Below are 20,819 nucleotides of genomic sequence, written 5' to 3'. Positions count from 1 at the left end.
GATGGCGAGCCTGCGCGCCTATATCGGCGCCTACATGATCCGCAGCCGCGTCCGGGGCCAACTGGCCCGGGCGCTGAATGTGGCCGACTTCCGACGAATCTTCGAGGCGCCGACCTTCCCCGACCCGAAAGGCGTGGCCTACGAGCCCGCCACCCTCGGCGGCGTGCGAGGCGAGTGGGTCCGACCGAAGGCGGGACCCGGGCGGCGGATGCTCTACATCCATGGCGGCGGCTTCATTGCCTGCTCTCCGCGCACGCACCGGCCCGTCACCGGCGCCCTGGCCAGTCGTGGCTTCACGATCTTCGTCCCGGATTACCGACTCGCCCCCGAGCACCCATTCCCGGCCGCGCTGGAGGATGTCGTGGCGGTCTGGCAGGCATTGAGTGCCGAAGGCGCGGCGTGCGTGGCGGGCGAATCCGCTGGCGGCAACCTCGCCCTTGTGCTGATGGGCGAGGCGCGGGCGCGCAACCTGCCGATGCCCTGGGCCGCAGCGCTATTCTCCCCAGCCACCGACTTCGTGTCCGAGGAGGGCTCGCGCGTCACGAATGCATGGCGCGACGCGATGTTCGACCCGAAGGCGCTCACGAAGATCCGGGCGATGTATCTCGGAAACGCTGACCCGGCCGATCCGCGGATCTCGCCGCTGCTCGGCGACCCGACCGGATTTCCGCCGTTGCTGTTCCATGTGGGCGGCCGGGAGGTGCTGCGCGACGATTCCGTGCGCATGGCGGAGCGGGCCCGGGCGGCCGGGGTCGAGGCCGAAGTGAAGGTTTTTCCCGTCGTGGCCCACGCATGGCAGTTCGCGGTGAGCATGCTGCCGGAGGCGCGCGCCTCCCTCGACGAGGCCGCTGCCTTCCTCCAGGCCCACGCACCCAAGACCGACGCCGCCGCTGGGAGCCCCGCACGATGACCGATGTGCCGAACGAGACCGGTCCGGAGCCGCTGGCGGTCCTCATCGTCGGCGCTGGCTTCTCCGGGCTCGCCATGGCGATCCGCTGCAAGCAGGCCGGGATCGCGCCGCTGCGGGTGATCGAGAAGGCCGACAGCCTCGGCGGCACGTGGCACGACAACACCTATCCGGGTGCGGCCTGTGACGTCCCGTCCCACCTCTACTCCCTCTCGTTCGCCCCAAAGGCGGACTGGAGCCGGATGTATGCGCCGCAACCGGAGATCCTGGCCTACCTGCGCGAGACCGCCGAGCGCCACGGGCTGATGCCGCTGATCCGGCTCGGCACGTCCTTCCGGGGTGCGACCTGGGACGAGGCAGGTGGCGTCTGGCGTGTGGAGACCGACCGCGGGCCGATCACCGCGCGGTCAATCGTCTCCGGAATGGGCGGCCTGCATCACCCGGCCTATCCCGACCTGCCCGGCCTCGACGACTTCGCGGGTCCGGCCTTCCACACGGCCGCCTGGGACCATGCGGTGGACCTCGCCGGCAAGCGCGTCGGCGTGATCGGCACGGGCGCGAGCGCGATCCAGGTGGTGCCGGAACTCGCGAAGGTGGCAGGCCACCTGACCCTGTTCCAGCGCACGCCGCCCTGGATCATGCCCAAGAACGACCACGCCATCGCGGAGCGTGCCAAGGCGCGCTACCGGCGCCTGCCGCTGGTCCGGCGGCTCGAACGCGCCCGGCTGTTCTGGCTGCACGAGGTACGCGCCCTCCTCGGCTTCACCAAGGTCTCGAAGCTCACCGGCCAAGCCGAGGCCCTGGCGCGCCGACACCTCGCCAAGGCGGTGCCCGACACGGCGTTGCGGGCGAAGCTGACGCCGAACTACCGGCTCGGCTGCAAGCGCGTTCTGATCTCGGACGACTATTACCCGGCGCTGCAGCGTCCGAACGTCACCCTGGAAACCGGCGGTGTCGCGCGGGTGACGCCGACCGGGCTGGTCACCCAGGACGGCCGGGCGCACGATCTCGACGCGATCGTCTACGCCACCGGCTTCGACGTGACCGCGACCTTCACGCGGATGAACCTCGTCGGCCGCGGCGGCCTGACGCTGAAGGAGGCCTGGTCCGGCGGCATGGGCGCCTACCAGGGCATCACGGTCGTGGGCTTCCCGAACTACTTCATGCTGCTCGGGCCGAATACGGGGCTCGGGCACAACTCGGTCGTCGCGATGATCGAGGTTCAGGTGCAGCACGTGCTCGACTGCCTGAAGGCCCTGCGGCAGGGCACCCGCGCCATCGAGGTCCGGCCCGAGGCACAAGCGCGCTTCCTCGACCGGATCCGCACCCGCCTTGCCGACAGCATCTGGCAGGCCGGGGGCTGCCGGAGCTGGTATCTCGACGCAGAGGGGCGCAACGCAACCCTCTGGCCGGATTCGGTGATGGCCTACCGTCGCAGCGCGCGACGTGCGCGGTTGGCGGATTACCGGCTCGGCTGAGCGCCCAAAGCGCTCAGAACGCGAACCCGGCCGCCTCCTGAAAACCGTCGAGACCGGGCAGCGACGCATCGAACAGCGGACGCGCCCCGAAGGCATCACCGGCCCGGACGAACAGAGTCACCTTGGCGTTGCGGTGGGGGCCCAATACGCAGACGAGACGGCCGTCGTCCTTGAGCTGGTCCAGCAACGCCTGCGGCCGGACCTCGATGCGGCCATTGATCAGGATCGCGTCGAACGGCGCCTGCTTCGGCGCGCCCGATTCGATCGGCCCCTCGATCACCTGGGCGGTGGTGCCCAGCCGGGTGCGTGCCTCGGCGGCGAGTTCCGGAACCGATTCGAGCGCCGTCACCTGCGCACCGAGATGCGCCATCACCGCCGTCGCGTAACCGTAGCCGGTTGCGACATCGAGGGCGGCGACGCCCGGCCGGATCTTCAGAGCCTGAATCATCCGCGCCACCACCATCGGTGCCGGCATGCAGCGGGCCGAGCCGTGGGCCTCGCCGATATGCAGGGTCTGGTCGATATACGCGAAGGGCTCGCGCCCCTTCGGCACGAAGGTCTCGCGCGGCACGGTGTCGAATGCGTCGAGCACCGAGTTGTCGTTCACGTCGAAGGTCCGCAACTGGCAGTCGACCATCATTCGCCGCGCCTGCGCGTAATCGATCATCGAACCCTGTCCTCGCACCGGATCGGAACGCCGCGTCGACCGGGCTCCGGCGGACGACCGGCCACCCCGGCCAAGCCTAAGCTTCCCGGACGGGAGGCGTTTTCGGAGATCGGTCGCCAAAACGCAAGGCGCGGCGGCAGCATCCAGCGCAGACTGGCAGTCAGAGCGGTCGGCACCCTTGCGCTGACCGTTCCGGGCGGATGGCGTGCCTCTCCGGCAGAGGGCCGGCAGCCGCATTGCACGCGTGCGCAGCGGCCTTAATTCAAGTTCGGGTTACGGCCGCGGGGCGCTGTCGCCTCCGCTTCCGCCAAGCGGCTCGCGTCCCGAAGCTTCTCGTTGAATAAAGAGTGCAGAACACGCGGTCTGAGCAAGAACCGGCCGCATCGGGAGAAACCATGACGCCGACCTGCACGATTTCGAGCAAGCCGCTCCTGACCCGCAGCCTCGCCGCTGCCCTCACCTGCCTGGGCCTGGGTGCGGTTAGCCCCTATGCCGCGCACGCGCAGGAGACGCCCGCCTCCGCGGCTCCGCCGGCACCCGTGAAGGCCGTCGAGCGCGGCGATGCCCTCTATGGCCGCCCCGAAGGTGGCGCGGCCTCGAAGCTCGCCCCGGTGGCGGGTCCCCCGCTCGCGACGCCGGTCGCCAAGCTGCCGCTCGACAAGCTCAAGGTGCCGGACGGGTTCAAGATCGAGGTCTATGCCAGCGGCATCGCCAATGCCCGCGAGATGACCCAGGCGCCGGACGGGACGCTGTTCGTCGGCACGCGGACCGTGGGCAAGGTCTACGCGGTGCTGCCGCAGGCGGGGCCGGACGGAAAGCGCGCGATCAAGACCATCGCGTCGGGCCTGCACCGGCCGAACGGCGTCGCCTTTCATGACGGCGCCCTCTACGTCGCCGAGCTCTCGAAGATCTGGCGTTACGACGACATTGCGAACCATCTCGACGGCTCCGAGAAGCCGATTCTCGTCACTGACGATCTGCCGAAGGACGAGGCCCACGGCTGGAAGTTCATCGCCATCGGACCGGACAACAAGCTCTACGTGCCGGTCGGCGCACCGGGCAACATCGTGATGCCGCCCGACACCCACGCGCAGATCCGCCGGATGGACCTCGACGGCAAGAACCCCGAGGTCATCGCCCGCGGCGTGCGCAACACGGTCGGCTTCGACTGGAATCCGAAGACCAAGCAGCTCTGGTTCACCGATAACGGCCGTGACTGGGTTTCGGAGGATATCCCGAACGACGAGCTGAACGTGCTCACCGAGCCGGGCAAGCAGCATTTCGGCTACCCGTACTGCCACCAGGGCACCTTCACGGATCCGGAATACGGCTGGGGCCATTCCTGCGCCGAGTTCACCGCGCCGGCGGGCCTGCTCGGACCGCATACGGCCTCGCTGGGAATGCGCTTCTACACCGGCACGCAGTTCCCGGAGGCCTATCGCGACGCGATCTTCATCGCGCAGCACGGCTCGTGGAACCGCACCACCAAGCTCGGCGGCGCCGTCGTGGTGGCCAAGCCCGGATCGGACGGCAAGGTCGCGGCGGTCGAGCCGTTCCTCACCGGGTTCCTGCAGGACAACAAGTATGTCGGCCGCCCGGTCGATGTGCTGGTGGCCAAGGACGGCTCGCTGCTCGTGTCGGACGATTATAACGGCGCGATCTACCGGGTCAGCCACAGCCAGTGATGCAGCATCGCGTCGGTTTACGCGCGTTTCGGGGGCTGATTCCGGCCCTCGGATCGCTGTTGGCGGGTGCGGCGCTCGCCGCCCCGGATGCGGCGGTGCAGGAGCGTCTTGCCCCCTGCATCGCCTGCCACGGGGCAGGTACGTCCGAGACCGAGGGCGTACCCTCGCTCGGGGGCCAGATGCCGGATTACGTGGTCACGCAGCTGTTCCAGTTCCGCGAGAAGCAGCGCGAGGCACCGCCGATGAACGACGTCGCCGCCGGGTTCTCCGACGACGACCTGCGCGCCTATGCGGACGCGGTGGGTACGCTTCCGCCGCCGGCCCGGACCGCGGACCCCGCCGATCCGGCCCTGGCGGCGCGGGCGCAGGCGCTGGTCGCCAAGCACCAATGCACCTCCTGCCACGGCGCCGACCTCGCCGGCCGTGATGCGATCCCGCGGATCCGCGACCAGCGAGAGGAGTATCTCCTGAAGGCGCTCGCCGGCTACAAGTCGAACGCTCGGCCGGGCTACGACCCGGCCATGAACGAGGTCGCGCAGGAGTTGAGCGAGGCCGACATCAAGGATCTGGCGGCCTACGTGTCACGCCTTTGAGCGCCCATTCGAAACTACCTGCTCACCCCTCAACCTCAGGCCCGCGTCAGCGGGCCTCGAAGGAGGGCTCCGGAAGCCTCCGCGATCCCTGAAGGCCTCCTTCGAGGCCTCCGCTGCGCTCCGGCACCTTAGGATGAGGGGGTTGGGTTGGAGAATCGACTCTCGGATCCCGGTCTCCGCTTCTCCGGCCCGGCCGAGATACCTCGCGTGTCCGGCGGAGGTTAATGAGCGGCCTGAAGCCAGAGCTTGACCGAAACGCCCCGCAGGCCCACTTCCCGTCCGCCGGGGGCATAGCGGGACGCAAGCCGATGATCGATCTGCATTACTGGCCGACGCCGAACGGCCACAAGATCACGATGTTCCTCGAAGAGGCAGGCCTGCCTTACAAATTTAGTCCGGTCAATATTGGAAAAGGCGAGCAGTTCAACCCAGATTTTCTGAAGATCGCCCCCAATAACCGCATGCCGGCGATCGTCGACGACGAGCCGGCCGATGGCGGCGCGCCGGTCTCGCTGTTCGAATCGGGCGCGATCCTGCTCTACCTCGCCGAGAAGACCGGGCGCTTCATCGCGAGCGACCTGCGCGGCCGGGCCGAGGTGTTGCAATGGCTGTTCTGGCAGATGGGCGGCCTCGGCCCGATGCTCGGCCAGAACCACCATTTCTCGCAATACGCGCCCGAGAAGATCGAGTACGCGATCAAGCGCTACGTCAACGAGACCAACCGGCTCTACGGCGTGCTCGACCGGCGCCTCGCCGACCGCGCGTATGTCGCCGGGTCCGAGTATTCCATCGCCGACATGGCCTGCTATCCCTGGATCGTGCCGTGGGAGAAGCAGGGCCAGGATCTCGATTCGCATCCGAACCTGAAACGCTGGTTCTCGGCGATCGCCGAGCGGCCCGCCACCAAGGCGGCCTACGCCCGGGCGCCGGAGGTCAATCCCGATTTCGGGAAGACCATGAGCGAGGGCGCCAAGAAGGTGATGTTCGGCCAGACGGCCGCCAACACCAAGCGCTGACCCGTCCCGATGAGCGAGACGCCGGCCGCGCTTCCCCTGAAGGTGATCCACCGGGGGTGGAACACCTTCGGGATCGCCACGCTCACATTGTCCGACGGCAGCACCGTGCCGCGGGCGCTGGAGGATCATGGCGAGGCGGCCGTCGTCCTGCCCTACGACCCCGAGCGGCGCGTTGCGCTTCTCGTCCGGCAAGCCCGGGTCGGGCCGGCCTTCTGGGGTGAGCCAGCCGATCTCGACGAGGCCCCGGCCGGCGGCCTCGACGGGGGCGAGCCCGAGGCGACCGCGATCCGGGAAGCCATGGAGGAAGCGGGCGTCCGCCTCGCGCAGTTGGAGTGCGTGACGCATGCCTACAGCATGCCGAGCGTGTCCTCGGAGCGCCTCTGGCTCTACCTCGCGCCCTATCGCCAGGCCGACAAGGTCGCGCCCGGCGGCGGGTTGCACGCGGAGGGCGAGCAGGTGCTTCCCATCGAGATCCCACTCGGGGACCTGGCCGAGGCCGCCCGATCGGGCCGGCTCCCCGATCTCAAGACGCTGGTGCTCGTCCAGGCGCTGATGCTCCGCAACCCCGAATTGTTTACCGCATGAGCGTTCCGCCCGATGCCCCGGCGCAGGATGTCCTCACCCGGATGCTGGCTTTCGCCGACGAAGCAGCCGTCCTCGCCCTACGGATGCGGGCAGCCGGACTGGACATGACCAACAAGGGCCCGGATCTGGGCCAAGCCCTCACCGAGGCCGATCTCGCCGTCAGCCGCTTGGCGCATGACCGGTTCGGCCCCGCCCTGATCGAGGAGGAGACGGCCGGCGACCTGAACCGTGCCGCCGCCTCGGATATGCTCGCCCGGGACGCCTGGACCTTCGTGGCCGACCCGATCGACGGGACCCGCCCCTTCGCGGGCGGCCTCACGGGCTGGGGCGTGATGGTTGCCGCCTGTCGATCGGGCTGGCCGCGCATCGGCGTCATGACCCTGCCGGTCTGGAACGAGGATCGCGCCGGCCCCGCCCGGATCCGGCCGGCCGAGGAGGCGCGCGGCATCCTGCTTGCGGCTTGCGAGGGCCACGCCCTCTGGGCGCCAACGCGGGGCGGACGCCCGACCGAGACGCTGCAGCGGCTGGAACGGCCTGCCACGCGCACCGGGCATGTCGGCTGGCTGGCCGTCGCTGCGCAGCGCTACACCCTGGATTACGGGCGGGGCTGGTTTCCCTGGTGCGAGGGCGGCGCGATCGCCGATGCCGCCCTGCTGGCGACCGGCCGGCTCGACGCGACCCTATGCAATCATATGCTCTGGGACCTCGCTCCGATCCTGCCCGTGTTCGAGGCGCTGGGTTTCCGCCTGTTCCACTGGCCGGATCTCGCGGAGCCGCCGGCCGCGTTCATCGACCTGTTCGATGACGGGCTCTCGGGCCACGACGATCTCTGGATGATCTGCCGGGATCGGGATCAGGCAGCCGATCTGGCGCGGGCGATCCGGCGCGTTTAGGGCCGGTCCCGAAGGCCGGCCGCCGACACGTCAGCGCATCGTCGCACGGGTTGTCGCCGTCGGCAGCTCATCCGCATTCCCATGCCGCATGATCGCGTCCAGCAGGCCGGGAAAGCGCGCATCGACATCCTCACGCCGGAGCGAGATCAGGCAGCGCATCCCCTCGGGCCGCGTGCGCGTCACGCCGGCCTCGCGCAGGATCTTGAGGTGATGCGTCATCGTCGAACGCGGCACGCTGTCGGCCAGAAGGTCGCCGGAGGCGTGCTCTGACCCGTCCTTGAGGTCGGCGACCACGGCAAGCCGCGTTGGATCACTCAGCGCGAACAGGATCCGGTGCAGCGTCAGCTCGGCGGCATCCGGGTGGAAGAACTTGCGTGGGCTCATGGTGGCGATAATGTACGGTCTTCGTCGTACATCGTAAAGCGAGTCGTGCAATGGAACGTATCGCCGTGCTCGCCCTTGGGATGTTCGCCTTGGGGCTCGATGCTTACGTCGTCGCCGGCCTACTGCCGGGAATCGGCGCGAGCTTCAGAATCGCGCCCGGCGAAGCCGGGCAGACCGTGACAGTCTTCACCCTCACATACGCCCTAGCCGCGCCGGTCTGCGCCACGCTGCTGGCGGAGCGGCCCGTCCGAAAGATCCTCGCTCTGGCGCTCGCGATCTTCGCCCTCGCCAACGCGCTCAGTGCCTGTGCGGCAGGCTTATGGGGGCTGCTCCTCGCCCGGGCACTCGCCGGCCTCGCCGCGGGCCTCTATGCGCCGGTGGCGGTCGCCGCAGCCGCCACCCTGGCGGATCCACGGCGCAAGGGCCGCGCCCTCGCGTTCACGCTCGGCGGCATGAGCACCGGCACGGTGATCGGCGTGCCGGCCGGTCTATGGATCGCGCAGCGTCTGGGCTGGCAGGGGACGCTCCTGATGGTCGCGCTGCTCGGTGCCCTGGCGGCGATCGCGATCCTTCTGCGCCTGCCCGACATTCCTGCCGCAGGGCCCCCGTCCTGGCGAACGCGGGTCGCGCTCCTCACCGATCCGCGAATCGTTGCCACAGCGGCGGTCTCGTTCCTGACCGCGGTGGCCAGCCTCGGCCTCTACACCTACGTGGCGCCGCTGCTTGATCGCGCAGGGCTCGGCGAGGCCGCGCCGTCATATTTCTGGGTCTGGGGTCTCGGCGGCCTCGTCGGCAGCTTCGCGGTCGGCCCCCTGATCGACTGGACGGGCGCCCGCCGACGTCTGATGGCCGTGATCCTCGGCATTCTCGCCCTGATGCTGGCCGCACTGCCGGCCCTGCTCGGTCTCGGCTTCCTGGGCTTCCTGCCGTTTCTGATCTGGGGCGCGATGGGCTGGGCCTCGCAAGCGCCGCAGCAGCACACGCTGCTCAGCCTGAGGCCCGATCACGGCAGCGTCGCCGTCGCACTGAACAGCTCGGCGAACTATCTCGGCGGCGCCTTGGGCGCGGCGCTCGGAGGCGTGGTCATGGCAGTGGCGGGCATCGCCGCCCTGCCGGTCGCGGCAGCCGGAGTCGCAGTAGCGGCGCTTATGCTGCAACTCGCGATCCTGACCTGCAGGAGATCGATGGCAAACGCCTGACGTCCGGCGTCACGAACAGAAAACGGGGGTCGGCGCGCCACAATCGTGGCACGCCGCCCCTAACCATCTCCGCGCCGTGAGCGCTCAGTTCAGCATCGCGTGGGCCGGCCGCCGCTCGGTGCCGACCGTGACGTCGCCGATCATCAGCCCCATCGGGCCGAGCCGCACCGGCACCGTCTCGCCGTCATGGAGCTTGCCGGAGAGCACCAGCTCGGCCAGTGGATCCTGGACGTTCTTCTGGATCACCCGCTTCAGCGGCCGCGCCCCGTAGGCCGGGTCGTAGCCCTTGTCGGCGAGCCAGTTCTTGGCCTCCTCGTCCACCGTGAGGGTGATCTTGCGGTCGTCCAGCAGCTTCTGCAGCCGCCCGAGCTGGATCTCCACGATCGCTCCCATCTCCGACCGCGCAAGGCGGTGGAACAGGATGATCTCGTCGACCCGGTTCAGGAATTCCGGCCGGAAGTGGCTGCGCACCACGCCCATCACCTCATCCCGCACCGCCTCGGTCTGCGCACCGGCGGGCTGGTTGACCAGATACTCGGACCCGAGATTCGAGGTCATGATCAGCAGCGTGTTGCGGAAGTCGACTGTCCGACCCTGTCCGTCGGTGAGCCGCCCATCGTCGAGCACCTGCAGCAGGACGTTGAACACGTCCGGATGCGCCTTCTCGACCTCGTCGAACAGCACGACCTGATAGGGCCGCCGCCGCACGGCTTCGGTCAGCGCGCCACCCTCCTCGTAGCCGACATAGCCCGGAGGTGCGCCGATCAGCCGGGCGACCGCGTGCTTCTCCATGTACTCGGACATGTCGATGCGCACGAGCGCCGTGTCGTCGTCGAACAGGAAGCCGGCCAGAGCCTTGGTCAGCTCGGTCTTACCGACGCCCGTGGGCCCGAGGAACATGAACGAGCCGATCGGCCGGTTCGGATCCTGCAGGCCTGCGCGGGCGCGCCGGACCGCGGTCGAGACCGCCTCCACCGCCTCGCGCTGGCCGACGACGCGCTTGGCGAGCGCCTCCTCCATGGCCAGGAGCTTCTCGCGCTCGCCCTCCAGCATCTTGTCGACCGGCACGCCGGTCCAGCGGGAGACGACGCCTGCGATATGGGCCGGCGTGACCGCCTCCTCCATCATCGTGTCGCGGCCGTTCTCGGCCTTCGCCTCGATTTCGGCGAGCTGCTTCTCCAGGCCCGGGATCACCCCGTAGGCGAGCTCACCCGCGCGCTGATACTGGCCCTGGCGCTGCGCTGCGGCCAACTCGTTCCGGGCCTCGTCGAGCTTCTTCTTCAGGCCGGCCGCCGTGCCAAGCTTGTCCTTCTCGGCCTTCCACCGGGCGGTGATCGCCGCCGAGCGCTCCTCAAGGTCGCCGAGCTCCTTTTCCAGCCGGACCAGCCGGTCGCGGGAGGCGGAATCGGTCTCCTTCTTGAGCGCCTCGGCCTCGATCTTCAGCCGGACGATCTCGCGATCGACGTTGTCGAGCTCCTCCGGCTTCGAATCGACCTGCATGCGCAGGCGCGAGCCGGCTTCGTCCATGAGGTCGATCGCCTTGTCGGGCAGGAACCGGTCGGTGATGTAGCGGTTCGACAGCGTCGCCGCCGCCACCAAGGCCGAATCCTGGATGCGCACGCCGTGGTGCTGCTCGTACTTCTCCTTCAGGCCGCGCAGGATCGAGACCGTGTCCTCCACGGTCGGCTCCGAGACGAAGACCGGCTGGAAGCGCCGGGCCAAAGCCGCGTCCTTCTCGACGTGCTTGCGGTACTCGTCGAGCGTGGTCGCGCCGACGCAGTGCAGCTCGCCGCGGGCGAGCGCTGGCTTCAGCAGGTTCGAGGCATCCATGGCCCCGTCAGCCTTACCGGCGCCGACCAGCGTGTGCATCTCGTCGATGAACAGGATGATCCCGCCTGCGGCCGCCGTGACCTCGGAGAGCACGCCCTTCAGCCGCTCCTCGAACTCACCGCGATACTTCGCGCCGGCGATCAACGCGCCCATGTCGAGGGCGAGCAGGCTCTTTTCGCGCAGGGATTCGGGCACATCGCCGTTGACGATGCGCAGGGCCAGACCCTCGACGATCGCGGTCTTGCCGACGCCGGGCTCGCCGATCAGCACCGGGTTGTTCTTGGTGCGCCGGGACAGGACCTGGATGGTCCGCCGGATCTCCTCGTCGCGGCCGATCACCGGGTCGAGCTTGCCGTCCCGGGCAGCCTCGGTGAGGTCGCGGGCGTATTTCTTCAGCGCGTCGTAGGCGTTCTCGGCCGAGGCGTTGTCGGCGGTGCGGCCCTTGCGCAGGGCGTTGATCGCGCCGTTGAGCGAGGCGGGAGTGACGCCCGCCGCCTGGAGCGCCCGGCCGGCCTCGGAATCCTTCTCCACCGCCAAAGCTAGAAGCAGCCGCTCCACCGTGACGTAGGAATCGCCCGCCTTTTCGGCGGCCTTCTCGGCGGTGTCGAACAGGCGCATCAGCTCGCGCGTCGCCTGCGGGGCGGACGCGTTGCCGGAAACCTTCGGCTGCTTGGCGAGCCACTGCTCGGTCTGTGCCAAAGCCACGCGTGACTGGCCGCCGGCGCGGTCGATCAGGCCGGCGCACAGGCCCTCCGGATCGTCGAGCAGCACCTTGAGCAGGTGGCCCGGCTGCAATTGCGGATGTCCCTCGCGCATCGCGAGGTTCTGCGCCGCCTGCACGAAGCCGCGGGCGCGTTCGGTGTATTTTTCAAAGTTCATGCACAACCCTCCCGTACCGGCATCTGCCGCCCAAGGTCAGGCACGGCGCCACCGAAACGTCGCCCTCCGGCACAGCGCCGCACGAGGGCCCCGGCGCCATGGTGGCCGCCGGTAGACCGGATGTGGTGTTGCAATTGAGCACCACAAGGGGCAGCGAAGCTCTTGCGTGGCGGATCATTTCAGGGCCACGCTGCATGCATGACCGATGCGATTCACGTCACCGCCCTGTACCGCTACCCGGTGAAGGGTTTGAGCCCCGAACCCGTCGAGCGGGTCGACCTCGAGACCAGCGGTTTTTTCCCCGGCGACCGTCTCTACGCCATCGAGAACGGGCCCTCGGGCTTCAACGCGGTGGCGCCCCGGCACCAGCCCAAGACCAAGTATCTGATGCTGATGCGCGACGAGGCCCTGGCCCGGTTGCGCACCCGCTTCGACGATGCCACGGCGACGTTGACCGTGGAGGGCTGCGGCGATCCGCAGAGCTTCCGCCTCGATACCGAGGCCGGACGCGACGGGCTCGCCGACTTGATGCGCCGTTTCGTCCCCGAGAGTCTGCGCGGCGAACCGAAGGTCCTCGAAGCGCCGCCGCAATACCGGTTCACCGACTCACCCACCGGCTATGTCTCGCTGATCAACCGGGCGAGCGTGGCGGCGGTGGAGGATTACATCGGCGCACCGGTCGATCCCCTGCGCTTCCGCGGCAACTTGCTGATCGAGGGGCTCGCCGCCTTCGCCGAGCTGGAGATGGTGGGCCAAGTGATCGAGGCGCCGAGCGGGCTGCGTCTCAAGATCACCAAGCGGACAGTGCGATGCGCGGCCACCAATGTCGATCCGACGAGCGGCGTCCGTGACTGCGACATCCCCTGGACCCTGGACGCGCGGCTCGGTCACCGCGATCTCGGCGTTTACGTAGAGGTGATCGCGGGTGGCGCAATCGCGCGCGGCGACCCCTTGCGACCTGTGGGCTGAGCGGCGGCGCGCGGCTCCGAAGCCCCTAGCGGGATCAATCCGAGGCTGTCCGGATTGCGGTGCAGGGTGTCTACAATCCGCCGCCGCACGTATATGCGGAGCGTGCCGCAGCCTCGGAGCACGCGATGAAACAAGTCCTGGTGACCGGGGCGGCCGGGTTCATCGGCTATCACGTCGCCACGCGCTGCCTGGAGGCGGGCTGCCGTGTCGTCGGGCTCGACAACCTGAACGCGTATTACGACGTCGCGCTGAAGGAGAGCCGTCTCGCCGCGCTCAGGCGTTTCGATGGGTTCACGTTCCAGAAGATCGACCTCGCCGACCGCGCGGCGACGGAGGCGGTCTTCAAGGAGCAGGCCTTCGACACGGTCATCCACCTCGCCGCGCAGGCCGGCGTACGCCACTCGATCGAGAACCCGCACGCCTACGCGCGGAGCAACATCGACGGCTTTCTCAACGTGCTGGAGGGCTGCCGGCACGCGCGGGCCGGCCACCTGCTCTTCGCCTCGTCGAGCTCGGTCTACGGGGCGGTGACGCGTATGCCGTTCTCGGTCCACCAGAACGTCGATCATCCAGTCAGCCTCTACGCGGCAACCAAGAAGGCGAACGAACTCTTCGCCCACAGCTACAGTCACCTCTACGGCATCCCGTGCAGCGGCCTACGCTTCTTCACGGTCTATGGCCCCTGGGGCCGTCCCGACATGGCGCTGTTCCTGTTCACCCGGGCGATCCTGGCGGACGAGCCCGTCCGTGTGTTCGGCCATGGGCAGATGCAGCGCGATTTCACGTATATCGACGACGTCGTCGAAGGCGTCGTGCGCCTCGCCGCGACGCCGGCGTCACGCAATCCCGACTGGAATTCGGACGCGCCCGATCCCGGCAGCAGCAGCGCCCCCTATCGGGTCTACAACATCGGCACCCACCAGCCGGTACAGTTGCTGCGCCTGATCGAGATCTTGGAAGACTGCCTGGGCCGCAAGGCGCGCAAGGAATTCCTGCCGATGCAACCCGGCGACGTGCCCGCCACCTACGCGGATGTCGAGGATCTCGCGGCCGCGGTCGGGTATGCGCCGAGCACGCCCATCGAGGTCGGCGTGGAGCGGTTCGTCCGCTGGTATCGGGATCACTACCGGGTCTGATGGGCTTGGCGGGACCGAACGCGCAGGTGCCGCCTCTACCGAAGAAGTGGACACAGGTTCAGCACAAGAGCGCGCGTCAGATATAGACTTAGAGACAGCCGCAATTACAACGCGATCGGGCGGTTCTATACAGAGTTGCGTGGTCGCACCCACAGCACCCGACAGTAACAATATCGTCGCCGATCAAGGCACAGGTCGCCTCTCCCGCACGGGAGAGGGACCCTGTCGCGCTTGCTAGCCCTGTTGGGAGACCACTGTCGCGTCCCGTGGGGTACGCCAACGCATACTCCGCTTGCGTACTGGGCCGGTCGCAGGCGCTCGGCGCAAAACCCGCCACCCCGTTTGCGAATCCTTCTCAGTAGCGGTCTTCCGACGTCACGCCGCCGCCCGGCTCGACATCGGACGAGGCGTTTGGAGACGGTTCCTCCCGGTCCGGACGCGGCCGGGTCGCCGCGCGACGGGGGGGCGGCGCCACCCTCTGCACGGTGTTGGGCGCCGCAGCCTTTCCGGGTGGACCGGCCGGTCCGGGCGGACCCACCGGCCCCTGGGCTCCGCGCGGTCCGGCGGGCCCCATCGGGCCCATCACCCCGGATGGGCCGGTTTCTCCGGCAGAACCGGGTTCGCCGGCCGGCCCGGGCCGACCGGGCTCGCCCTGTACACCGGCAATCCCTGCCGGACCGGGCGGACCGACCGGGCCCGGCACCCCCGTCGCGCCCGCCTCGCCAGCCGGGCCGGTTTCCCCCCTCGGACCCGTCTCACCACGGAGACCCTGCGGCCCGGACGGTCCGACGATGCCGGGGGCCTGAGGACCCTGCTGCCCACAACCTCCGACCACGACACCGCGGGATTGCTTCGGCGTTCGAAGGGTCGCGATGCAAGTTTCCGGGTGATAGACGACCCGGAACTCGAAATAGCCGTTGCTGTCGGTCCGCTGCGGGAACCGGCCGTCGAGCGTGATCTCGACATCCGGATCGTCGGCATATCCGATGATCCAGAGGTCACCCCCGGTGATCTTCGCCGCCTCGATCCGCATCTCGGCACAGGCGGGAGCCACCCACGCGGTCCAGACCGCGGCCATCCCGCAGAGGGCAGTGCGCTTACGCGCTGCGCACATAGCAATTTCCATGATCATTTGCGCGGTCACCATGCCGCACGGCTCTAGTTAAGCAATAACCATATCAATACATCACGCGTGGAAAACCGCAGTTTTCCAACGGTCATTCCGCAAATGCGGAATGCGCAAGCATTTGCTGCCCGAATGCTCGGCAACTTCCGCCCCGGCCGGGGCAGCGGAGCGCGCCCGGCGAAGGGCGCGCCGGGCCGAAGGTTTCGCGCCAAGCGCCGGCATTCCGGTCAAACGGATAACGCGCCGACCCGCCCGCTCAGGCGGCTTCGATGTGGTTTGCGAACACCTTGACCTCCAGTTCACACCCCGGCATCGGCCGACCGAGGTGGTAGCCCTGGAGAAACGGGCAGCCCATCGTCTGAAGGGTGCGGAGATCCTCGTCGGATTCGACACCCTCGGCCACGACCTCGAGCCCGAGCATGCGACCGAGGCCCAGCACCGCGAGGACCAGGCCGCGCTTGTCGTCCGAGGCGCTGAGCCCGGTGACGAAGCTCCGATCGATCTTGATCCGGTCCGCCCGTAGCTGGCGCAGCGACGACAGCGACGAGTAACCGATGCCGAAATCGTCGAGCGCCACGCGAATGCCCGCCCGCGACAGGGCCTGGAGCTTGCCCTGAACGGCCGCGATATCGAGCGCGGTCTCCTCGGTGATCTCGATCTCAAGCATCGCGGCCGGCAGGTCGAGGCCGCGCAAGCGCTCGATGACGATCTCGTCGACCGGCACCTGTGCCATCTCCTGAGGGGAGACGTTCATGGCGACACGGACGTTTCCGAGTCCTCGGCCGCGCAGGATCTGCATCATCGCGCAGACTTGTTCGAGGATGTAGCGCAGCAGGGACTCGGTCAGCCCGGCGGTTGCCGCCGTGGCCACCAAGTCGGGCGGCGCGATCCAGCCGAGCCGCGGATGCTGCCAGCGCACCAGGGCTTCGAGCCCGACCAGCGTCGTGGCGTCTATGCTGTAGATCGGCTGGAACCACACCTCCGGAGTACCCTCCGCCAGGGCCGTCGAGAGGTCGCGCTCCAGATCGCGACGGATCTGCAGCCGCTCGCGCAGACCTGCATCGAACATCCGATAGTGGTTCCGACCGGCCGCCTTGGCGGCGTACAGAGCCGCGTCGGCGCAGCTCAGCATCTCCGTCAGGCTCGGTTCAGGGCCGGGATGAACGCCGATGCTCACCCCGAGCCGACCCGCATCGAAACCGTCCAGGGGCTGCGCGACCGCGGCGACGAGGGCCGCCGCAAGCCGGTCGTGCGGCATGCCGGACGCGGCGGGGTCGTACAGCACCGCGAACTCGTCGCCCCCGAGCCGCGCCGCGAGGCCGCTCTCCGGCAGTTCCGCGCGGATGCGCCGGGCAACCTCGACCAGCACCCGGTCGCCGGCCTTGTGGCCGTAAACGTCGTTGACGAGCTTGAAGCCGTCGAGATCGAGCAGCAGCAGGCTGATCGAGCTGGCCGGGAGGCGGCTCTCCGCCTGCTGGATGAACCCCGCCCGATTGAGCAGGCCCGTCAGGTCGTCATGCGTGGCGCGTCGGCGCATCTCGTCCGCCAAGGCGCTCACGCTGGCATGGGCCTCCGCGCGCGACCGCGCCAGCGCGGTTGCCTCGTTCTTGATCCGGCTCGCCTCCCGGAAACCGGCCTCGCTCCGGAACGCCGTGTGCGTCAGGGCGAGGAGGTAGAGCAGCACGCAGACCGCGAGGCAGGTCCGGTCGAAATCGCCGACCGCGACGAGGCAGATGGTGACGGAGAGCAGCGGCGGCAGGATGAAGGCCAGCGGGATCCGCGCATAGGCGGTCCCGTGCGTGACTGCGCCCGCGGTGATGCCGCAGGTGATCGCGAGGTAGAACAAGGTCTGCGCCGAAGTGTAACCCGCGCAGAGGAGCGGCTGGCAGGCCCAGACCAAGCCGGACAGGGACGCCGCCGCGATGCAGGCGCGCAGGTGCCGATCGGCCGATTGCATGGCCGCGGCGGCCATGGCCGGCGGCGTCTCCGACGTCAGGCCCAGCCCGAGACAGGTCGCACGGCACAGGCCGATCCGAGCCAGGTTCACGATCGTGGAGAACGCGAACCAGACGGCGCCGGCTTCACCGTGCCCACTGTGATACGCGACCAGCATGCTCGCGAGCCCAAGCAGCATGTTGACGGGAATCGCCGTCAGCACGCTGCCGCGCATGGCCTCGAGCTGGTCCCGTCGGACGAGCGCGCGTGAGAGCGCCCCGGCCCGAAGCGCCGTCTCACCCAAGCCCGGAGGCACCGGAACCGACATCTCCTGATCCCGAACAATCATGGCGCGCTCACTCAGCGACGCCCGATGATGCTTCATGAATCGTAAGATAATGTTGCAGGGCAACCGGCGTCTACAGACGGTTGGGATTGAGCCGACCTTTGGGCATCGCCTGTCTTCTGCCGCGGTGACGCCGGTTCGGCCAACGTGACCAAATCAAAACAAAGCGCTGGATCCGCTGTCGATCGCCGCGACGCGGCATGCGACACGCGAATAGAAAGTCTTGGCCATGACCTATGGTGGCTCTGCTCCGAGGCGCTCTCGCGTTCCGGCCCTCGCGAACGGGGACGGCCCAGGACCAGGGGTCGCAAGCCATTCCGGGCCTGCGGCCGGACCCCATATCGTGCGTCGGGCCGCGTCCGGCCCCCGGATTTAACATGGCCCTCACGCGCGATCTCCTCGATATCCGACGGATCTACCACGAACCCGTCGTGGCCGATTACCCGCTCGGTCAGGAGATCCTCGCGCGCTTCCCCGAGGCCGAGCGCATCCCGGTACCGTCGCACTGGAACATCCCGGACCTGCACGGCAACGCCGGATCGGTGGACGATTGGGTACGGATCAAGCGCTCGACCCTCGTGCTGGGCGTAAAGAAGGGCCTGACCATGCGGCCGAACGGCCGGAGCGCCCATTTCATCGCGCCCTCGACCTCCAACGGCTGCGCGATGGCCTGTGCCTATTGCTACGTGCCGCGCCGGAAGGGCTTCGCCAACCCGATCTCGCTGTTCGTGAATATCGAGCAGGCCTGCGCGGCGATCCAACGCCACGCCGCGCGCCAGGGCCCCCTGCCGGCACCGGACCTGATCGATCCGGCCTTCTGGATCTACGACATCGGGGAGAACGGCGATCTCTCGGTCGATGCCGCGGTGAGCAGCGGCGTCGGGAGCCTGATCGCGCTGTTCCGCGACCTGCCGAACGCGAAGGCGTCCTTCGCCACCAAGACCGTGAACCGCGACCTGTTGAACTACGATCCGCAGGGCAAGACGCGGATCCGCTTCTCGCTCATGCCGGCGCGCATCGCCCGAATCGTCGACGTGCGCACCGCCCCGATGCCGGAGCGGATCGCCGCGATCAACGATTTCGTGGCGGCGGGCTACGAGGTCCACGCCAACTTCTCGCCCGTGATCCTGTACGAGGGCTGGGAGGCCGATTGGCGCGCCCTCTTCGCCGAGATCGACGGCACGCTCTCGGACGCCGCCAGGGCGCAGCTCAAATGCGAGATCATCATGCTGACCCACAACGCGGATCTGCACGCGGTCAATCTCGGCTGGCACCCCCGCGCTGAGGATCTGCTGTGGCGGCCCGACATCCAGGAGGCCAAGGTGTCGGAGGGCGGAGGCGCGAACCTGCGCTACCGGGCCGGCTGGAAGGGCCGGTGGCTCACGCGCTTCAAGGCGCTCCTCGCCGAGACCCTGCCCACCTGCACGGTTCGCTACGCGTTCTGAACTCCCGGCCGGGCCCGGCGTTGGAGCGCCATTGAGAGGGGCAGGATCATGTCCACGCACGAATCCTATATCGGCGAGGCCGTCGCGCTCGCCGCCGAGAACGTCGCTGCGGGCGGCTCGCCCTATGGGGCCGTGATCGTGCGCGACGGCGCCATCCTCGTCCGGGCGGCCAACACCGTCCACGCGACCAACGACCCGAGCGCCCATGCCGAGATGGTGGCGCTGCGTGAGGCGAGCCGGATCCTGGGCCGCCGCGACCTGTCCGATTGCGTGATGTATGCGAGCGGGCGCCCCTGCCCGATGTGCCACGCCGCGATGCGGCTCGCCGGCTTCAAGCGCGGCTACTTCGCGTTCTCGGCCGAGGAGGCCGAGCAGTACGGAGCCGGAAGCGCTTCGATCTATGCCGAGCTGTGCCAGCCCCTCGACGCGCAACCGATGCAGCTCAGCCAGCTCAGACCGGCGGGCGATTCGCCCTACCCGGCATGGCGGGCGCGGCGGGACGCCTGACGCCTCAGTGCGTCCAGGGCGCGGTGCGGTTGAATTTGAAGTTATCCGAATAGGACAGGCCCTTGCGGGCGGCGGGCTTGGCCGGCTGCTCGACGCGGTAGGCGATGCCCTCGCGCTTGGCGTAGGCCACCGCCTCCTCCTCCGTGTCGAATTCCAGCCGGACCTGCTGCATCATGTCGGAGGATCCGTTCCAGCCCATCAGCGGATCGATCTCGCGCGGGCTGGTCCGGTCGAACTCCAGGACCCACTGCTTGGTCCGGGCGAGGCCGGACTGCGTGGCATCCCGGGACGGACGGAAGATGCGGGCACTCGGCATCTGACGCGACAGGCTCCTGAACAAATGGTCGGGGCGATAGGATTCGAACCTACGACCCCCTGGTCCCAAACCAGGTGCGCTACCAGACTGCGCCACACCCCGACATCCCGTTTACGGGCTCAGATCCCTAGCGTTTCGCCCGTCCGGCCGCAAGGCGAGCCTGCGTCGCACGGGGGCTGAAATGGCGCCACTCTAGGGCGCCGCGGCCGGACCACGCCGCGGTGCGGGGCGTGGTCCGTCATCAATCACCGAAACTCACAGGCAATACCCGGGTCGATCGACCGCCAATCCGTCAGTCGACCGTGACAGCGGCATTGGTAAATGATTTGCTAATGTCTCCCGCCGCGCCCCGGCGCGTGATGGAGGGATCCCAGTGTTGGACGATAATGATCCGCGCCGGTACGACGACCCGATCTGGTACGATCGGGCCGAGGTCGACGAGCCGCCGAGCCTGATGCTGAACGCGGTGGCGTATCTATTCCTGGTGCTGCTGGCCGGCTGCGCCATCGCGGTGAAGCTGTACTGGCTTCCAAACGCTCTGTGGTGCCGCATCGCCGGGTGGGTCGAGCGCCGCTGGGTCGCGGCGACCAAACGGCTGTGATGCGCAGGCCCGGGAGTCTCGAGCCGCTCACGTCCGTTACAAAAGCCTCATGATTGGCCAATAGGCGTTTGCGCCTGTTGTCGTGTATATCCGGGACATGCTGCGCTGCACAACGTGAGGCGGTCATTCCGGTCGTCGGACAAGGCTTGGTTTCAGGTCGCGCTGAACTGGTTGCTCGATCAGCCCAGGAGGCACCGGATCGATGACCGGCACAGAGACGTTGACGTCCCCAACGGCCAGCAAGTCGCGACGCGCGAACGCCGCCCGTCCGGTCGATACCCCCCGATTTCCTCCGGGACGACCGGTCCTCCGCATTCTCCAA

General features: G+C 68.5%; 19 protein-coding genes and 1 tRNA gene. 13 read left to right on the top strand and 7 right to left on the bottom strand.

Annotated elements, in window-relative coordinates:
• Window position 1 precedes the first annotated feature (1 nt).
• On the top strand, window positions 2-910 hold the full coding sequence (locus tag MKK63_RS03705) for an alpha/beta hydrolase (protein ID WP_243998814.1): 909 nt from the start codon (window positions 2-4) through the stop codon (window positions 908-910).
• On the top strand, window positions 907-2,385 hold the full coding sequence (locus MKK63_RS03700) for a flavin-containing monooxygenase (RefSeq protein WP_243998812.1): 1,479 nt from the start codon (window positions 907-909) through the stop codon (window positions 2,383-2,385). The genes MKK63_RS03705 and MKK63_RS03700 overlap by 4 nt, the downstream gene beginning before the upstream one ends.
• A gap of 13 nt (window positions 2,386-2,398) precedes the next feature.
• Here MKK63_RS03700 and MKK63_RS03695 read toward each other — a convergent pair whose 3' ends face one another.
• Complete coding sequence (locus tag MKK63_RS03695) at window positions 2,399-3,052, bottom strand: protein-L-isoaspartate O-methyltransferase family protein (RefSeq protein WP_243998810.1); 654 nt, start codon at window positions 3,050-3,052, stop codon at window positions 2,399-2,401.
• A gap of 395 nt (window positions 3,053-3,447) precedes the next feature.
• On the opposite strand from MKK63_RS03695, the gene MKK63_RS03690 reads away from it, so the two are divergent.
• From MKK63_RS03690 to MKK63_RS03670, 5 genes are all read left to right on the top strand, one after another.
• Window positions 3,448-4,737 carry a PQQ-dependent sugar dehydrogenase gene (locus MKK63_RS03690; RefSeq protein WP_243998808.1) on the top strand — a complete coding sequence of 430 codons (1,290 nt, stop codon included), beginning with the start codon at window positions 3,448-3,450 and terminating at the stop codon, window positions 4,735-4,737.
• Window positions 4,738-4,796: 59 nt separating this feature from the next.
• Window positions 4,797-5,330: a c-type cytochrome gene (locus MKK63_RS03685; RefSeq protein ID WP_243998806.1), complete on the top strand. Its 534-nt coding sequence runs from the start codon at window positions 4,797-4,799 to the stop codon at window positions 5,328-5,330.
• A gap of 308 nt (window positions 5,331-5,638) precedes the next feature.
• Window positions 5,639-6,346: a glutathione binding-like protein gene (locus tag MKK63_RS03680; RefSeq protein ID WP_243998804.1), complete on the top strand. Its 708-nt coding sequence runs from the start codon at window positions 5,639-5,641 to the stop codon at window positions 6,344-6,346.
• Between the two features lie 9 nt (window positions 6,347-6,355).
• Complete coding sequence (locus MKK63_RS03675) at window positions 6,356-6,931, top strand: NUDIX domain-containing protein (RefSeq protein WP_243998803.1); 576 nt, start codon at window positions 6,356-6,358, stop codon at window positions 6,929-6,931.
• Window positions 6,928-7,824, top strand: coding sequence for an inositol monophosphatase family protein (locus MKK63_RS03670; protein ID WP_243998801.1), 897 nt, complete (start codon window positions 6,928-6,930; stop codon window positions 7,822-7,824). Before MKK63_RS03675 ends, MKK63_RS03670 begins: the two co-directional genes overlap by 4 nt.
• Before the next feature lie 30 nt (window positions 7,825-7,854).
• Here MKK63_RS03670 and MKK63_RS03665 read toward each other — a convergent pair whose 3' ends face one another.
• Complete coding sequence (locus MKK63_RS03665; protein ID WP_243998798.1) at window positions 7,855-8,208, bottom strand: ArsR/SmtB family transcription factor; 354 nt, start codon at window positions 8,206-8,208, stop codon at window positions 7,855-7,857.
• 50 nt (window positions 8,209-8,258) lie between these two features.
• Between MKK63_RS03665 and MKK63_RS03660 the strand changes: the two genes are divergently transcribed.
• Entirely contained in the window at window positions 8,259-9,407 is a 1,149-nt protein-coding gene (locus tag MKK63_RS03660; RefSeq protein WP_243998796.1) for an MFS transporter, read from the top strand.
• A gap of 84 nt (window positions 9,408-9,491) precedes the next feature.
• Here the strand turns inward: MKK63_RS03660 and clpB are convergent, their stop codons facing one another.
• On the bottom strand, window positions 9,492-12,116 hold the full coding sequence (gene clpB, locus MKK63_RS03655; RefSeq protein WP_243998794.1) for an ATP-dependent chaperone ClpB: 2,625 nt from the start codon (window positions 12,114-12,116) through the stop codon (window positions 9,492-9,494).
• Window positions 12,117-12,314: 198 nt separating this feature from the next.
• Here clpB and MKK63_RS03650 point away from each other — a divergent pair, with 198 nt between their 5' ends.
• Both MKK63_RS03650 and MKK63_RS03645 read left to right on the top strand, forming a co-directional pair.
• On the top strand, window positions 12,315-13,085 hold the full coding sequence (locus MKK63_RS03650; protein ID WP_243998792.1) for an MOSC domain-containing protein: 771 nt from the start codon (window positions 12,315-12,317) through the stop codon (window positions 13,083-13,085).
• A 125-nt stretch (window positions 13,086-13,210) separates the two neighbouring features.
• The gene (locus MKK63_RS03645; RefSeq protein WP_243998790.1) at window positions 13,211-14,221 is read left to right on the top strand and encodes an NAD-dependent epimerase; all 1,011 of its coding nucleotides are present in this window, start codon (window positions 13,211-13,213) and stop codon (window positions 14,219-14,221) included.
• Window positions 14,222-14,576: 355 nt separating this feature from the next.
• Here the strand turns inward: MKK63_RS03645 and MKK63_RS31635 are convergent, their stop codons facing one another.
• Together MKK63_RS31635 and MKK63_RS03635 are read right to left on the bottom strand one after the other, a co-directional pair.
• On the bottom strand, window positions 14,577-15,335 hold the full coding sequence (locus tag MKK63_RS31635; RefSeq protein ID WP_279574491.1) for a collagen-like protein: 759 nt from the start codon (window positions 15,333-15,335) through the stop codon (window positions 14,577-14,579).
• A 268-nt stretch (window positions 15,336-15,603) separates the two neighbouring features.
• Complete coding sequence (locus MKK63_RS03635) at window positions 15,604-17,517, bottom strand: putative bifunctional diguanylate cyclase/phosphodiesterase (RefSeq protein WP_243998870.1); 1,914 nt, start codon at window positions 17,515-17,517, stop codon at window positions 15,604-15,606.
• A 488-nt stretch (window positions 17,518-18,005) separates the two neighbouring features.
• Between MKK63_RS03635 and MKK63_RS03630 the strand changes: the two genes are divergently transcribed.
• Both MKK63_RS03630 and MKK63_RS03625 read left to right on the top strand, forming a co-directional pair.
• Window positions 18,006-19,073 (top strand): spore photoproduct lyase family protein, encoded by a 1,068-nt coding sequence (locus MKK63_RS03630; protein ID WP_243998788.1) that lies wholly within the window; start codon window positions 18,006-18,008, stop codon window positions 19,071-19,073.
• Between the two features lie 48 nt (window positions 19,074-19,121).
• Window positions 19,122-19,580, top strand: a complete 459-nt coding sequence (locus MKK63_RS03625) for a nucleoside deaminase (protein WP_243998786.1) — start codon at window positions 19,122-19,124, stop codon at window positions 19,578-19,580.
• A gap of 4 nt (window positions 19,581-19,584) precedes the next feature.
• Here the strand turns inward: MKK63_RS03625 and MKK63_RS03620 are convergent, their stop codons facing one another.
• Window positions 19,585-19,896 carry an ETC complex I subunit gene (locus MKK63_RS03620; protein ID WP_243998785.1) on the bottom strand — a complete coding sequence of 104 codons (312 nt, stop codon included), beginning with the start codon at window positions 19,894-19,896 and terminating at the stop codon, window positions 19,585-19,587.
• A gap of 25 nt (window positions 19,897-19,921) precedes the next feature.
• Window positions 19,922-19,998, bottom strand: a tRNA-Pro gene (locus MKK63_RS03615).
• Between the two features lie 274 nt (window positions 19,999-20,272).
• Here MKK63_RS03615 and MKK63_RS03610 point away from each other — a divergent pair.
• The gene (locus tag MKK63_RS03610) at window positions 20,273-20,497 is read left to right on the top strand and encodes a hypothetical protein (protein WP_243998782.1); all 225 of its coding nucleotides are present in this window, start codon (window positions 20,273-20,275) and stop codon (window positions 20,495-20,497) included.
• Window positions 20,498-20,819 lie beyond the last annotated feature (322 nt).

It is taken from the genome of Methylobacterium sp. J-088 (genome assembly GCF_022829295.1).
Lineage (GTDB): Bacteria > Pseudomonadota > Alphaproteobacteria > Rhizobiales > Beijerinckiaceae > Methylobacterium.
This window is presented reverse-complemented; position numbering and strand designations above follow the sequence as displayed.